This window comes from Aliiroseovarius conchicola (assembly GCF_041403445.1).
Lineage (GTDB): Bacteria > Pseudomonadota > Alphaproteobacteria > Rhodobacterales > Rhodobacteraceae > Aliiroseovarius > Aliiroseovarius conchicola.
In genome coordinates this window covers 43,557-58,757 of sequence record NZ_JBGEHL010000011.1, presented here as the reverse complement: position 1 = coordinate 58,757, position 15,201 = coordinate 43,557, and the positions used below count along the sequence as shown (strand labels likewise).

Annotated in this window: 16 protein-coding genes; 15 read left to right on the top strand and 1 reads right to left on the bottom strand. The window is 55.9% G+C overall.

Features of this window, described 5'->3' with window-relative positions; translation table 11 throughout:
* The first annotated feature begins 20 nt into the window (after window positions 1-20).
* The 13 genes from pyrH (at window position 21) to lpxB (ending at window position 12,785) form a co-directional block, all read left to right on the top strand.
* Entirely contained in the window at window positions 21-794 is a 774-nt protein-coding gene (gene pyrH / locus V6N04_RS15495) for a UMP kinase (RefSeq protein WP_371171102.1), read from the top strand.
* 159 nt (window positions 795-953) lie between these two features.
* Complete coding sequence (gene frr, locus V6N04_RS15490; RefSeq protein WP_371171101.1) at window positions 954-1,520, top strand: ribosome recycling factor; 567 nt, start codon at window positions 954-956, stop codon at window positions 1,518-1,520.
* 48 nt (window positions 1,521-1,568) lie between these two features.
* Window positions 1,569-2,318: a polyprenyl diphosphate synthase gene (uppS, locus tag V6N04_RS15485; RefSeq protein ID WP_371171100.1), complete on the top strand. Its 750-nt coding sequence runs from the start codon at window positions 1,569-1,571 to the stop codon at window positions 2,316-2,318.
* A 47-nt stretch (window positions 2,319-2,365) separates the two neighbouring features.
* A complete protein-coding gene (locus tag V6N04_RS15480; protein ID WP_371171099.1) occupies window positions 2,366-3,244 on the top strand; it encodes a phosphatidate cytidylyltransferase in 879 nt (292 codons plus the stop codon).
* 11 nt (window positions 3,245-3,255) lie between these two features.
* Window positions 3,256-4,440 carry a 1-deoxy-D-xylulose-5-phosphate reductoisomerase gene (dxr, locus tag V6N04_RS15475; RefSeq protein WP_371171098.1) on the top strand — a complete coding sequence of 395 codons (1,185 nt, stop codon included), beginning with the start codon at window positions 3,256-3,258 and terminating at the stop codon, window positions 4,438-4,440.
* Between the two features lie 33 nt (window positions 4,441-4,473).
* The gene (gene rseP, locus V6N04_RS15470; RefSeq protein ID WP_371171097.1) at window positions 4,474-5,814 is read left to right on the top strand and encodes an RIP metalloprotease RseP; all 1,341 of its coding nucleotides are present in this window, start codon (window positions 4,474-4,476) and stop codon (window positions 5,812-5,814) included.
* A 132-nt stretch (window positions 5,815-5,946) separates the two neighbouring features.
* Window positions 5,947-6,075, top strand: coding sequence for a hypothetical protein (locus V6N04_RS15465; protein WP_371171096.1), 129 nt, complete (start codon window positions 5,947-5,949; stop codon window positions 6,073-6,075).
* Window positions 6,076-6,363: 288 nt separating this feature from the next.
* Window positions 6,364-8,718, top strand: coding sequence for an outer membrane protein assembly factor BamA (gene bamA, locus V6N04_RS15460; protein ID WP_371171095.1), 2,355 nt, complete (start codon window positions 6,364-6,366; stop codon window positions 8,716-8,718).
* Between the two features lie 16 nt (window positions 8,719-8,734).
* Complete coding sequence (locus V6N04_RS15455; RefSeq protein WP_371171094.1) at window positions 8,735-9,439, top strand: OmpH/Skp family outer membrane protein; 705 nt, start codon at window positions 8,735-8,737, stop codon at window positions 9,437-9,439.
* An 83-nt stretch (window positions 9,440-9,522) separates the two neighbouring features.
* Window positions 9,523-9,987, top strand: a complete 465-nt coding sequence (fabZ, locus tag V6N04_RS15450) for a 3-hydroxyacyl-ACP dehydratase FabZ (protein ID WP_371171093.1) — start codon at window positions 9,523-9,525, stop codon at window positions 9,985-9,987.
* Between the two features lie 3 nt (window positions 9,988-9,990).
* Entirely contained in the window at window positions 9,991-10,800 is an 810-nt protein-coding gene (gene lpxA, locus V6N04_RS15445) for an acyl-ACP--UDP-N-acetylglucosamine O-acyltransferase (RefSeq protein WP_371171092.1), read from the top strand.
* Between the two features lie 9 nt (window positions 10,801-10,809).
* Window positions 10,810-11,625 (top strand): LpxI family protein, encoded by an 816-nt coding sequence (locus V6N04_RS15440; RefSeq protein ID WP_371171091.1) that lies wholly within the window; start codon window positions 10,810-10,812, stop codon window positions 11,623-11,625.
* Window positions 11,622-12,785, top strand: a complete 1,164-nt coding sequence (lpxB, locus tag V6N04_RS15435; protein ID WP_371171090.1) for a lipid-A-disaccharide synthase — start codon at window positions 11,622-11,624, stop codon at window positions 12,783-12,785. Before V6N04_RS15440 ends, lpxB begins: the two co-directional genes overlap by 4 nt.
* A 9-nt stretch (window positions 12,786-12,794) precedes the next feature.
* Here the strand turns inward: lpxB and mnmA are convergent, their stop codons facing one another.
* Entirely contained in the window at window positions 12,795-13,964 is a 1,170-nt protein-coding gene (gene mnmA / locus V6N04_RS15430) for a tRNA 2-thiouridine(34) synthase MnmA (RefSeq protein ID WP_371171089.1), read from the bottom strand.
* Window positions 13,965-14,088: 124 nt separating this feature from the next.
* On the opposite strand from mnmA, the gene sciP reads away from it, so the two are divergent.
* Both sciP and ctrA read left to right on the top strand, forming a co-directional pair.
* Complete coding sequence (sciP, locus tag V6N04_RS15425) at window positions 14,089-14,367, top strand: CtrA inhibitor SciP (protein WP_371171088.1); 279 nt, start codon at window positions 14,089-14,091, stop codon at window positions 14,365-14,367.
* A gap of 98 nt (window positions 14,368-14,465) precedes the next feature.
* Entirely contained in the window at window positions 14,466-15,179 is a 714-nt protein-coding gene (gene ctrA / locus V6N04_RS15420) for a response regulator transcription factor CtrA (RefSeq protein ID WP_371171087.1), read from the top strand.
* Window positions 15,180-15,201 lie beyond the last annotated feature (22 nt).

The following is a 15,201-nucleotide window of genomic DNA, read 5'->3' as shown; positions in this document are numbered from 1 at the left end:
CAACCAGAGAGTGGCAACCGATGAGTGATCAGGCCTCAGTGGTTACGGGCGAGGGCGCAGAGACAGGCGCTTCCGACATCCCGCAACCGACCTACAAACGTGTCATGTTGAAAATTTCAGGCGAAGCGCTGATGGGGGATCAAGGGTTCGGACTGAACCCACCCACCGTTGAACGCATCGCGCAAGAGGTCAAATCCGTCCATGATATGGGCGTCGAGATCTGCATGGTGATCGGCGGCGGAAACATCTTCCGCGGGCTGCAAGGTTCGGCTCAAGGGATGGAACGGACCACCGCAGACTATATGGGAATGTTGGCCACAGTCATGAACGCTTTGGCGATGCAATCCGCACTTGAGGGGTTGGGGGTGTTCACGCGCGTCATCTCGGCCATTCCGATGGATCAGGTTTGTGAGCCCTATATCCGCAGGCGGGCCGTGCGCCACCTTGAAAAGAACCGTGTTTGCATCTTCGCTGCAGGCACGGGAAATCCGTATTTCACCACCGATACAGCGGCAACTTTGCGAGCAAACGAAATGACTTGCGAGGCGATCTTCAAGGGCACTAAGGTCGATGGGGTCTATGATAAAGACCCGGTCAAGAATGACGATGCTGTACGATATGACACGGTGTCCTATGACGACGTGCTTGCCAAACGGTTGGGGGTCATGGATGCGTCGGCCATCGCACTTGCGCGCGACAACAACTTACCCATTATCGTTTTCTCGCTGGACGAACCCGGCGGTTTCAGAGGGATATTAGCAGGCGAAGGCACATACACACGGGTTGGTAACTGACACCACCTGTGCCGTATGTATCTGGGGCGAATTTCCGCCCAGTGTTGAAACACGCGTCACCGTCGGAAATACCGGACCTATACAATAGATAGGTGGTGGCGTTATACCGGACTTACGACGCCTGGTTGAACCGGCGCAAAGACAAGGGGATGCCACAGGATGGCCAACGAAGAATTTGAACTGGATATGGATGATCTGGAACGCCGGATGGACGGGGCCATCGGATCGTTGAAGACAGAATTTGCATCACTGCGTACCGGGCGAGCCTCGGCTTCGATGCTTGATCCGATCCAGGTAGAGGCCTATGGCCAACGCACTCCCATCAATCAGGTCGGCACCGTGAATGTGCCAGAGCCACGCATGGTGACCATCAATGTTTGGGACAAAAGCATGGTTGGTGCGGTTGAGAAGGCGATCCGCGAAAGTGGTCTTGGTATCAATCCACAGCTTAACGGCACCATCATTATGCTGCCGATCCCCGAACTGAACGAAGAACGTCGTCGCGAATTGACCCGCGTTGCTGCGCAATATGCTGAAAACGCGCGTGTTTCTGTGCGAAATGTGCGTCGCGATGGCATGGAACAGCTTAAAAAGGCGAAAAATGACGGAATGAGTGAAGATGATCACAAGTTCTGGCATGATGAAGTTCAAAGCCTGACTGACAAATTCGTCGGAAATGTCGACAAGGCGCTTGAGACAAAACAAGAAGAGATCATGCAGGTTTGACCCGAAAACGGGCAATTTGTTACACTGTATTTGGAATTGGGCATAAGAATGGGCAGAAAAACGGCAAATGACAGCGCGATGGTGGGCAAGTCCCCCAATCACGTTGCCATCATCATGGATGGCAACGGTCGCTGGGCGCAAAGCCGTGGAAAACCTCGTCTTTTTGGGCACCATGCGGGCGCGAAACGCGTGCGCGAAATTGTCGAAGCCTGTCCAGATCTCGGCGTGAAATACGTCACGATTTTTGCGTTCTCAACGGAGAACTGGAAGCGCACCCAAACCGAAGTCACCGGTTTGATGAGCTTGTTTCGCCGCTATATTCAGAAAGAAGCACGTGCATTGCTGGCCGAAGGCGTGCGCGTGCGATTTATCGGTGACCGCATGCGGCTCGATAAAAAGCTGATTTCGTTGATGAACGAACTCGAGACAATGACCAGTGGCAATGACCGGGTACATTTGACCATCGCACTGAACTATGGTGGGCGCGATGAAGTGGCACGCGCCACGCGTCTTATGGCACTTGATGTTGCTGCCGGCAGTCTGGATCCCGATAGCGTAGATGAGCAAACGCTTACAAGCTATTTAGATACTTGCGTTTTACCGGATCCTGATTTGGTCATCCGCACCTCGGGAGAGGCGCGAATTTCGAACTTTCTTCTGTGGCAGTCAGCCTATGCAGAATACGAATTTATCGACACGCTCTGGCCGGATTTCACCGCCGAGGTGTTCGGAGAGGTCGTCGACCGTTTCGCTGGACGTGAACGCCGTTTTGGCGCGGTTGAGACAGCTGCCGAGTAATATGACACCCTCTAATCAGCGCGGCTTTTTCGCCACGGCGTCGATACGTGGGCGTCGAGTGCACGCAACGGCTTGAGGGCGGGTCGCGTGAATGCCATAACCGCCATATGATACAAAACAAGCTTTCCGCCAAATGGTCTGACCTGCTGCCACGCGTTCTGTCTGCGATCGTGATGGCTGCGATTGCGGTCGTGGATATTGCGATGGGCAATCCCTATTACCTGATCATGATCGCAGTGGTCATCGGCCTGTGTGTGGGCGAGTTCGCACGCTTGCTGCAACCAGACGACCAATCTACCTATGTGGCTTTGGGCGTGCTTGCTGCTGCATCGGTGGTGTTCGGAACATATGGATTCGATGGGGGCGATTTTCTGCGCGACTTTATCTCGTACCGGACATTAGAACTGTTTATTCCACCGATCATCGGCACGATATTAATCAAGCAACACAAAGCGTTGTTCTTTGGGTATTGCTTGCTGATCATGCTTGCGGGTTATGGCTTCATGGCACTTGGTCCAAGCGTCCTTTTAATCTGGTTCATCTTGATCATCATCGTTTCGGATGTTGCTGGCTACTTCGTCGGCCGCATCGTGGGTGGGCCTAAGTTCTGGCCGCGCGTCAGCCCCAAGAAAACATGGTCAGGGACTGTGGCCGGATGGGTCGGCGCCTTGCTGGTTGGTTTGGTGGCTGCGTATCAGGGCGTGTTTACCCCGACAGAGGCGCTGTTTGCCCCCCTGATCGCGTTTGCCGGACAAATGGGTGATATCATTGAAAGCGCGATCAAACGTAAGATTGGGGTCAAGGACAGCTCTCACCTGATCCCGGGCCACGGTGGTGTGTTGGATCGGTTCGATGCCATGATTGGCGCGGCTGGGGCATTGATGATCTTATCAGGTATCTCTGCCTTATTTTTCGTGGCCGGGTAGGGGCAGAGTCGATGACGGCGAACACTCCGCGACGTGTGTCCGTTTTTGGGGTAACCGGTTCGATTGGACAGTCCACGATAGACCTGATTGCGCGCGATCCCGATGCCTACGACGTTGTCGCCTTAACAGGCGGGCATAATGTTGAATTGCTGGCAAAAGATGCAATCCGTTTGGGGGCTGACATCGCCGTCACTGCCCATGACGCGAATCTGCCTGCCTTGCGGGCTGCGCTATCAGGTTCCGGGATAGCAGCCGCCGCCGGTGCGGCCGCGATTGAGGAGGCCGCCACACGTCCCGTCGATTGGGTCATGTCCGCTATTGTCGGTGCTGCTGGTTTGCTGCCCGGTCTGCGCGCGTTAGAGGCCCGAGCGACGCTCGCCTTGGCAAACAAGGAGAGCCTTGTAACCGCCGGGCCGTTGATCAAGGCTACGGCTGACGCGCACCACGCGCGAATTCTTCCTGTCGACAGTGAGCATTCGGCCGTATTTCAAGGGTTGGTGGGCGAGGATATCCAAGCCGTTGAGCGTGTGATTATTACGGCTTCTGGCGGCGCGTTTCGCGACTGGCCCATGGACAAACTGGCCAGTGCTACACTGGCCGAAGCCAGCGCACATCCAAATTGGGATATGGGGCAACGGATCACAATCGACAGCGCATCCATGTTCAACAAAGCCCTTGAAGTGATAGAAACAAAAGAGTTTTTTGACGTATCCCCTGACCAGATCGAGGTTTTGGTCCACCCCCAAAGCCTTGTTCACGCGCTGGTCGGTTTCAATGACGGCGCGCTGATGGCGCATTTAGGCCCTGCTGATATGCGCCACGCGATCGGCTATGCGCTGCATTGGCCGGAACGGCGCGAGCTTCCGGTCGAACGACTCGATTTGGCCAAGATCGCCACGCTTCAGTTTAAAACGCCTGACGACGCACGCTATCCAGCCTTGCGACTTGCGCGCGAGGTCATGGCGGCTGGTGGGTTAACGGGTGCTGTCTTCAATGCCGCGAAAGAGGCCGCGCTAGATGCGTTCATAGATGGTCGTTTGGGTTTCATGGACATGGCGGTCGTCGTGGAAAAAGTTCTGAATAAGCTTGACGCGGACGTGAGCTTGGTTCACGCCGCGATGACCCTTGATAATGTGCGCGCCGCAGACCAAATGGCACGTGAGGCCGCACAAAATATCATCAATGCCCGCCCATAAGCGGACCAACGAGAAAAGCAGGAGAGACATCCCATGGAATTGACCGGGTTGCTTCCCGATTTCGGCAATATCGTTTTCACGATATTGGCCTTCCTTGCGTCTCTGACGGTGATTGTCGCGGTCCACGAATACGGCCATTACATTGTTGGGCGCTGGTCTGGGATCAAGGCGGATGTCTTTTCGATCGGGATGGGACCGACATTGGTGTCGCGTATGGACAAGCACGGCACCAAGTGGCAGATCGCCGCCTTACCTATTGGCGGCTATGTGAAATTTCGCGGTGATGCCAATGCGGCATCGGGCGGGGCCGATGACGACGCGATGTCGGCAATGACCCAAGAAGAGCAACGCCACACCATGCACGGTGCACCGCTTTGGGCGCGGGCGGCAACGGTCGCCGCGGGGCCGATCTTTAACTTCATCCTGTCGGTGATCATTTTTGCAGGTCTTGCGCTGTCGACCGGCGTGGCGCGCGACCCATTGTCGGTGGCGACGCCGTTGAACGTACCCGGAATGGAGGAGGGGCTTCAATCCGGAGATGAGATCTTGTCCATTGCCGGGATCGAGACACCACCACTGGCCGCGTTCAGCACCCTGATTGAAGACCTGCCCGACACCGCTTTGGTCGAGTATCAAGTGCGCCGGGGCGACGAAGTTGTAGGCCTGACAGGCACCCATCCGTTCCCGCCTTTGGTCGGATCAGTTAGTCCAAAGTCCGCCGCAATCGATGCGGGTCTGCAAGAAGGCGACTTCATCGCCACGGTCGACGGTACATCCGTACCGACCTTTAATGCGCTGCGCGAAATCGTGGTGTCTGGCGACGGTGCGCCTATGACACTTGGCATTGTGCGCGATGGATCGCCGCTGGATGTCACGTTGACACCGCGCCGACAAGACATCCCCAGCGCCGATGGCGGGTTCGAAACTCGATGGCTGATTGGCATTACCTCAGGCATGGTGTTTGAGCCTGCCACCCGCACACCCGGCCTTTGGGAAAGTGTGAGCGCAGGGGCCGACCGTGTGGTCTATATTATCCAGTCCAGTCTGTCGGGGCTTTGGCACATGATCACTGGCGCCATTTCCAGCTGCAATCTGTCGGGACCGATTGGTATCGCGCAAGTCTCGGGGCAGGCGGCGTCTTTGGGCACGACCAGCTTCATCAGCTTCATTGCCATGCTGTCCACAGCCATTGGACTGATTAACCTCTTCCCAATCCCGGTTCTGGACGGCGGCCATCTGGTGTTCTTTGGTTGGGAGGCCGTAACGGGTAAAAAGCCTTCTGACCGTGTTCTGAACGTGCTGCTGGCCATTGGTCTTGCGCTGGTGTTGTCGTTGATGCTGTTTGGTGTGACCAACGATCTTTTCTGCCCTTGATCTCTCAATAAGAACCTTGGAGGCGCCGATTGCACGGCGCGCCACAATTTCGCCTTATTTCTGAAGTTCTGGTGCCGCAATTGATTAGTAGCAAAAAGTTAGGGCCGTTTCGGTCAACGATGGAGTGAACGCATGTCTACTGTGCAACGAGGATCAACCGGACTGGCGGTATTGATCGACCTTAATCTTGACCGGGTTCTTTTTGCTGGCGGCATCATGGCCGCACTTGGAGCAAGCGTCGCGCTAAGCACGCTTTTCTGATTGCACGTATTATGCGGCCCGGCCGTCCAGTCGTGCCGGCCCCAATCACCCCGAATTGACATGAAACGCATCGAGTGACCTACCCGCCGCAGACTTTCGCGTGCGGGTTTTTTTGTTGGGTTTCTGATGGGCATCCGCAGACGTGATCCCTACGGTGTTTGCATTAATGTCTGTACGCGCAAATGGCAGCGTTTTGCGTGGTGGGAAAACTCTGGCTTCGCGCTTTGACAAGACCGCGACAACCCCTTATCCAGATTGACACTGGGATGTCTTAAGAAAGTATACACAATGGCATTTGATACGGGGTTGAGCAGCAACCGTTTCCAAGGGGCGATTTTCAGCGCAAAACAATTGATGGCCAGCAGTGGACTGGCAATTTTCCTAGCGATTTCCGGGGTTACGGTCACAGTGCCGCAACTGGCGACGGCGCAGGCTTATTCGTTTCAGCGGATTGAAATCGAAGGCACGCAGCGGATCGAGGCCGCGACCATCATGTCCTATCTGGGAATCGGACAAGGTGAGGTCGTGTCGGCCGCCCAACTGAATGACGGCTATCAACGTCTTGTCGGCTCTGGTCTTTTCGAGAATGTCGAAATTCTGCCACGCGGCAATACCCTCGTGGTGAAAGTGCGCGAGTATCCCACGATCAATGTCGTCTCGGTCGAAGGCAATCGAAAGGTGAAAGACAACGTCTTTACGCCGCTTTTAAAATCCAAGCCTCGTCAGGTTTACAGCCCCACAAACGCCGAGCTTGATGTCCAGACAATCACCGAGCTTTATCAAGCGCAGGGCAGGCTGGCAGCGGAGGTCACGCCCAAAATCATCCGGCGTTCAAACAATCGCGTCGATCTGGTCTATGAGGTTGTCGAGGGCAAAAATGTTGAGGTGGAGCGTCTTTCGTTCGTCGGCAACCGTGCATTTTCGGATCGCAGGCTTCGTCGTGTTCTTCAAACCAAGCAGGCCGGGATCTTACGAGCGCTTATTCAAGCCGACAGCTATGTGCCCGAACGGATCGAGTTCGACAAACGTGTGCTGACAGATTTTTATCAGTCGCGGGGCTACGTTGATTTCAAAATTACAGGCGTTACCAGCGAGTTCTCGCGTGCACGTGATGCATTCTTCATTACGTTTAGTGTGCAGGAAGGCCAGCAATACAGATTTGGTAACATCACCACGACCACTGATTTGCCGGATGTGAATCCTGCGGACTATCAGGCCGCCAACAAATTGCGTTCGGGTGTTGTCTATAGCCCGGCACTATTGGAAAACGCGATTGCGCGGATGGAACGTCTCGCGATCCGTAACGGTCTTGATTTCGTCCGGGTTGAGCCGCGCGTGACACGCAACGAACGCAATCGCACGCTTGATTTCGAACTCGCTCTGGTGCGTGGCCCCCGGATCATTGTCGAACGGATTGACATCGAAGGTAACGCAACAACGCTGGATCGCGTCGTTCGCGATCAGTTTACCACCGTCGAGGGTGACCCGTTTAATCCGCGTGAAATTCGCGAAGCCTCCGAACGTGTTCGTGCACTTGGCTTCTTTTCAAACGCCAATGTCGAGGCACGCGAAGGGTCGTCTCCGGACAAAGTCGTGATTGATGTTGATGTCGAAGAAGCTCCCACCGGATCGCTGAGCTTCGGCGGTGTTTATAGCCTGGAGAACGGTTTTGGCCTGAACATCGCTTTTAAGGAACGCAACTTCCTGGGTCGTGGTCAATTCATCAGTTTCAGCTATCAAAGTGGCCAGGATACGTCGAATTTCTCGTTTAAATTCGCGGAACCAGCCTTCTTAGATCGTGATCTAGAGTTGGGATTTGAGGCTTTCTATAAGGAAACGGCCTATTCATCCGCCTTCTTCAACAGTCGATCCTTCGCTGTTCGCCCGTCGCTGTCGTTTCCGATCAGTGAATATTCCCGTCTCGGTTTGCGGGTGTTTGCGGATGGTGGGGAGATCACTGATGTCTCAACGGACAGTTCGCTTGTCTTGAAAGAGGAAGAAGCGCGCGGCCGCCAAATTGGGGCTGGGGTTGGCTTTACCGTCACTTATGACACTCGTAGTACGGGGCTTGACCCGAACCGGGGTGTACGCTTGCAGTTCGACGGTGACGTTGGCGGTTTTGGTTCTGACTATCAGTATGCCAAAGCCACGGCGCTCGCGCAGGCGCAGACCAAAGTCTGGAATGATCAGGTCACCCTCACCGCTACGGTTGAGGGCGGCGTATTGCACAGCCTGAATGGCGCATCCTCGCTGATCACTGACCGGTTCCGCCTTGGACCCTCCCAGTTGCGCGGGTTTGCGACCAACGGAGTTGGGCCTCGCGATCTGACGGTCGTGAACCGGGATGCTCTGGGAGGCAATAAGTATGCTGTCGCCCGGCTTGAGGCACAGTTTCCGCTTGGTTTACCGGAAGAGTACGGCATTTCAGGTGGTCTGTTCTTGGATGCAGGCACATTGTGGGGCCTCGACAACACGCTGGGCGGGAAAATTGACGACAAAGCCTATCTAAGGTCGTCGGTCGGTGCGTCGATCTTCTGGACAACGCCGATTGGCCCGTTGCGGTTCAACTTCTCGCGTGTGCTGGCCAAGGAAGATTACGATGTTGAGAACAACTTTGAGCTTACTATCTCGACGCAGTTCTAACGTGATTGAGCGTAAAATGTCGTTCCGTGCCCTAGGTGCGGTGCGACGCACTGTTTTTGCCAGTTCGTGTCTAATGGTGTCGATTGTGGGGTTTGGGACCGCGACCGCGCCGTCGCGAGCGGCGGCGCAAGATCTTGGCACGGCGATCTCTCAGATCGTGACGATTGATCGGCAGCGATTGTTTTCCGACACGATTTATGGTCGGCGAGTGGTGGAAGCCGTTGAAACGGCTCGGCAGCAAATTCGAGCCGAGAATCAAATCGTCGAAACCGAACTGCGTGACGAAGAACGTCGTTTGACGGAGCAGAAAACCGAGCTTTCACCGGAAGCGTTTCGCAAACTCGCTGATGAGTTCGACGCCAAGGTTGAGGCATTGCGCGTCAAAGCGACAGCGCGGGAGCAAGAGTTTGCGAGCAAGTTAGAACAGGATCAGGCCGAGTTTTTCGAACGGATCGGACCGGTTCTTGGTCAACTGGTGCGCGAACTTGGGGCCGTTGTCATCCTAGATCAACGGGCCATTTTGCTGACAACCCAGAATATCGACATTACGGAATTGGCCCTGCAGCGTATTGATAGCGTCTTAGGGGATGGCAGCGCCCCTATCAATCAAGCGCCTGCAACCGATGATGGAGCCGGCGTAAGTGGTACGAACACATTACCCGCACCCGCCGATGATGTTGCCCCAACACCCCCAAATGCGCCGCTGCCTGCTGACAACTGATAACAATTGTTTCGATTGGGCCAGACTGATAGGCAGGTGTGGCAATGCCCCAGAGAGGGCGTGAGGAAAAAGGACGATAGCCCATGTCAGATGTGCCCAGTACCGCAGATATTCAGCTAATTCAGGAGTGTATCCCGCACCGTTACCCGTTTTTGCTGGTCGACCGGGTCGAGGATATTCGCGCCAAGGAATTTGCCAAGGGCGTCAAGATGGTCACGATGAACGAGCCTCATTTTCAGGGGCACTTTCCGGGCCTGCCGATCATGCCAGGCGTGACCATCATCGAGGCTATGGCGCAGACCTCTGCTGTAATGGTGTCGCTGTCGCTTGGGCTCGTTGGTTCGGGCGCTGTAGTCTATTTCATGGGCATCGACAGCGCGAAATTCCGTCGCAAGGTTGTACCGGGTGATGTGTTGGAGCTTCACGTCACGACCATCCGGGGCGGGGCGAAGGTCTGGAAATTTGACGGCCGCGCGATGGTAGGTGATGAACTGGCCTGCGAGGCGACCTTCATGGCGATGATTGATGTGACTGGCGGGAAAGGCTGACCAATGGCTGCCAATCCGGGCGTCGACCCCACGGCTCAGGTTCACGCAAGTGCCATCGTTGAAGACGGAGCGGTGTTAGGGCCTAATTGCCGTGTCGGGCCGTTTTGTACTGTGGGCGCTCAGGTTCGCCTTGGGGCAGGGGTGGAACTGAAATCTCATGTTGTCGTCACCGGTGATACCGAGATTGGTGACGAGACGGTCGTGTTTTCCTTTTCTGTCATCGGAGAAATCCCGCAAGATCTGAAATTCGCGGGTGAAGATACCAAGCTTGTGATCGGCAAACGCAATCGTATTCGCGAACATGTGACGATGAACACCGGCACAGCGGGTGGCGGTCTGGTCACGCGGATCGGTGATGATGGTCTGTTCATGGCGGGGTGCCATGTGGCACATGACGCCCAAATCGGCAACAACGTGATCCTGGTCAACAATGTCGCCGTCGCCGGCCATGTGGTGATCGAGGATGACGTCATCGTCGGCGGTCTGTCCGGCCTGCACCAATGGATACGTATCGGTCGTGGTGCCATCATTGGCGCGCTGTCGATGGTCACAGCGGATGTGGTGCCACACGGTCTTGTGCAAGGTCCGCGCGGAGAGCTTGATGGGCTGAACCTTGTAGGTCTCAAGCGTCGTGGTGTGTCGCGGGCCGAAATCTCGGCCCTGCGCGCGGCGTTCAAGACGCTGAAAGACGGCGAAGGCTCCTTCAAGGAACGCGCCGCGGCCCTAGAAGACAGCTCCGACAGTGCTTATGTCCGCGAAATGGTGGCCTTTGTGACCGGCGACAGCGATCGCGGCTTTCTGACCCCGAAATAGGGTAACCTAATGACCGACCGCCTTGCCATCGTCGCCGGAACCGGAGAGCTGCCGCAGCGCATTGCGGCCAGCAATCCCGACGCGCTGTTCGTAACAATCAAAGGGGTGGACGTGTCACCACCTGCGGATCACGAACACGCGGATGCCAGCTATGAAAAACTGGGCGCACTTTTCAAAACCATGCGCGGGGCAGGGGTTGGCCGTGTTGTCTTTGCCGGTAAAGTTGACCGTCCCAAACTAAACCCCCTGCGTATGGACCGCGTGACGTTGGGGCTGTTTCCCCGTGTGAGAGCGGTGCTGGGCAAGGGCGATGACGCGCTTTTGCGACTTGTGGCAGAGGTGTTTGAAGAACAGGGGTTTCAGGTCGTATCCGCCACAGACATTGCGTCTGGCTTACAAGCCTCGGCGGCGTTGATCGGCCGGGCACCAAGTCCCCAGGATATGAAAGACGCGGACCGGGCGTGGTCCATTCTTGATACATTGGCCCACGAGGACATCGCGCAAGGGGCCGTGGTGGCCGCCGGGCAATGTCTGGGGATCGAGACCATACAAGGGACCAACGCGCTCTTGCGGTTTGTCGGTGAAACGCCCGAACACCTGAAACAAGGCGCGCGCGGGGTTTTCGTCAAGCGGCCAAAGCCCGGGCAAGATCAGCGTATGGACCTGCCAACCGTCGGCCCTGAGACAATCGAGGCAGTGGCCAAAGCCGGGATTGGTGGCATCGTAATCCCCGCTGACGGCGTCATCGTGTTGGATCAGGCGCGGGTCGAGGAACTGGTCCGTCAACACGATCTGTTTCTGGATATCCGCGGATCAAAACCATGAAGGTGTTTTTGATCGCAGGCGAACCCTCGGGCGACAAGCTGGGCGCGGCCTTGATGGCGGGTTTGAAAGAACTTGCAGGCGATGTCGAATTTCTGGGCATAGGTGGCGTGGCGATGACGGCAGAGGGGCTGTCATCGCAATTCCCGATGTCCGAGCTGTCGATCATGGGAATCGCAGAAGTCGCCCCAAAATACTTCCACCTCAAACGCCGCATCCGCGAGACCGCCGAGGCCGTGATTGCCGCCAATCCCGACGTTCTGATCACCATCGACAGTCCGGATTTCTGTCTGCGCGTGGCAAAGATCGTCAAATCGGAAGAACTCGAAGGCCGCACATTTGGGCATGACATCCCAACCGTGCATTATGTTGCACCTTCGGTCTGGGCGTGGCGGCCCAAACGGGCAACAAAGATGGCCCAATGGATCGACAATGTGCTGGCCCTTCTGCCGTTCGAGCCACCCTATATGGAAGCTGCAGGAATGGGCTGCGACTTTGTCGGCCATCCGGTTGTTGCCGAACCCGTGGCCTCAGAACAAGAGGCCACGGCATTTCGTATCCAGCATGCCATCGGACAGGGACCGTTGGTGCTGGCATTGCCCGGGTCACGACGCGGAGAGGTGACGCGACTTGCCGAAAGGTTTGAGGAAAGCTTGCATCGGCTGCAACAGCAGCATCCCAATATGACGGTTGTCTTGCCGGTCGCGCAGGGCGTCGACTCGTTGGTGCGTGAACTGACAACGCGCTGGCGCATACAACCAATCCTTATCCCCGCAGATGACGCAGAGCAAAAGCGGGCAGCCTTCCGCGCCGCTGATGTGGCGCTGGCGGCATCAGGGACAGTATCACTGGAACTAGCGGCATCATCGACGCCTATGGTCATCGCCTATGATATGAACTGGCTCAGCCGAATTCTGATCGGGCGGCTTTTGAAAATCGACACCGTGACACTTGTCAATCTGGTCTCTGATACCCGCGTGGTGCCAGAGTTTCTTGGAGCGGACTGCACGCCCGAGAAGATCACGCCAGCGCTGTTGGCGACGCTTGCCGATCCAACCGCCCAGAACGAGGCGATGGCCTTGACCATGGAGCGTTTGGGCCGCGGTGGAGAAGCACCGGGCCTGAGAGCGGCCCGTGCCGTTTTGTCGGCGCTTGAAAGCTAAGCAACCCGTTTAGTTGCCGCGCCAGATCCAACCACCGCCAAAGATACGTGGCCCATCCATATCGTAAAAGACACAGGCCTGCCCCGGGCTTACGCCTTCTTCGGGTGTCAGCAACTCGACCTCGGCTTCTGTTTCCGAGATCGGACGAACGATTGCCTCGCGTGCAGGGCGGGTCGAACGAATCTTTACCCCCAGATGCCATTCCTTGCGGGACGTGAACGGTTCATCACCCAGCCAATTGATTTCGCGCACCGGAACGGTTCGGGTTGCGAGCAGCTCTTTCGGGCCGACCACAACCTGCTTGGCGTCGACGTCGAGTTTCACCACATAAAGCGGTTCTGACAGGCCACCAATGCCCAGACCCCGGCGTTGTCCGATCGTGTAATGGATGACACCGTTGTGAGTGGCCAGAACGCGCCCGTCGGCGTGGACGATCTCGCCAGGCTCAGCGGCGCCGGGGCGCAGTTTTTCGATCACACCGGCATAGTTGCCGTCTGGCACGAAACAAATGTCCTGACTGTCGGGCTTGTCGGCGACCTCAAGCCCATATTTGCGGGCAAGCGCACGGGTTTCATCCTTGGTCTTTAAGTGCCCCAATGGGAACCTAAGGTAATCCAATTGCTCTGGCGTGGTTGAGAACAGGAAATAGCTCTGATCGCGGGCAGGGTCGGCTGCGGCGTGAAGCTCGGGCCCATGCGCGCCCGTCGCGCGCTGGATATAGTGCCCCGTGGCCATGCAATCTGCGCCCAGATCACGGGCGGTTTCCAATAGGTCCTTGAACTTCACCCGCTCGTTGCACCGGATGCAGGGAACAGGTGTAGCGCCGCCAAGATAGCTGTCGGCGAATTCCTCAATCACGGCGTCCTGAAAGATGTTTTCATAGTCCAGAACATAGTGGGGAAACCCCATAGATTCAGCAACATGCCGCGCGTCGTGAATGTCGATACCAGCGCAACATGCGCCTTTCTTGGCCAGTGCCGCCCCATGGTCATAAAGCTGCAATGTGACCCCGATGACGTCATAGCCTTCATCCGCCAGCATCGCCGCCACGACCGAGCTATCGACACCGCCCGACATGGCCACAACCACACGGGTCTCAGCCGGTGGTTTCGAAAACCCCAGCGAGTTCAGCGTGGACGACCGGGTTGCGGTGTCCTTGAGGGTTGTGGTGACGGACATGACAAATCCTTTTCAAAAGAGACACAGAATATATGAAAATTCTAATGAACAACAAGGGCTAGCTTCACTTCTCTTTAAGCGTAACGCGCCAAAGTATCGGCACGGACAATAGTGAGGGCTGAAAATGTATCTCAAGAAAGTAGAAGGGCCGCGGGCGGTGACCCTTCCGGATGGATCAATTATGACACGTGCAGACCTGCCGCCCAAGACCACAAGGCGCTGGGTTGCCAGCCGCAAAGCCTCGGTTGTGCGCGCGGTGCTGTCTGGTTTGATTACGGATAAGGATGCGCAGGACTTGTATGCGTTGTCAGAGGAAGAGTTGGAAGAGTGGATCCGAGCCGTTTCTGACCACGGAGAGGCCGCTTTGAAGGCAACAGCACTACAAAGGTATAGACAACCTTAGATTGTTTTCGCTAAAAGTTCTGTAGGGGTAACCGGTGATTAACCATTTGACGAGATGCTGCTTGCAATCGTTAAGAACTTATAGCGGAGAACCCGACAATGCGTATCCTTCTGGTGGAAGACGACCCGACCACATCCCGTAGCATCGAATTGATGCTGACCCATGCAAACCTGAACGTGTATGCCACGGATTTGGGGGAAGAAGGGATCGATCTGGCAAAGCTATATGATTATGATCTGATCCTTTTAGACCTTAATTTACCTGACATGAATGGGCATGAGGTTTTACGGCAACTGCGCATGTCGCGCGTTGAAACGCCCATCCTTATCCTGTCTGGCGCGGATGATACCGAGAACAAGATTAAGGGATTTGGCTTTGGTGCCGATGACTACATGACCAAGCCCTTCCATCGCGAGGAGCTGATTGCGCGCATTCATGCGATCATCAGACGGTCGAAAGGTCATTCGCAATCCATTATCAAAACCGGCCCCATTGCGGTCAACCTTGACGCGAAGACGGTGGATGTGGAAGGGCGAACTGTGCACCTGACCGGGAAGGAATACCAGATGCTGGAACTCCTTTCGCTCAGGAAGGGTACAACCCTTACGAAAGAGATGTTTCTGAACCATCTATACGGTGGCATGGACGAACCGGAATTGAAGATCATCGACGTGTTCATCTGCAAGCTGCGCAAAAAATTGTCGACAGCTACTGGTGGCGACAATCACATTGAAACGGTTTGGGGGCGCGGATACGTGTTGCGCGATCCGGAACCAGTTGAACTTGACGCACAGATCGCAATGGGAGCCTAAGACCGCGAAGGGTTTACTCCAG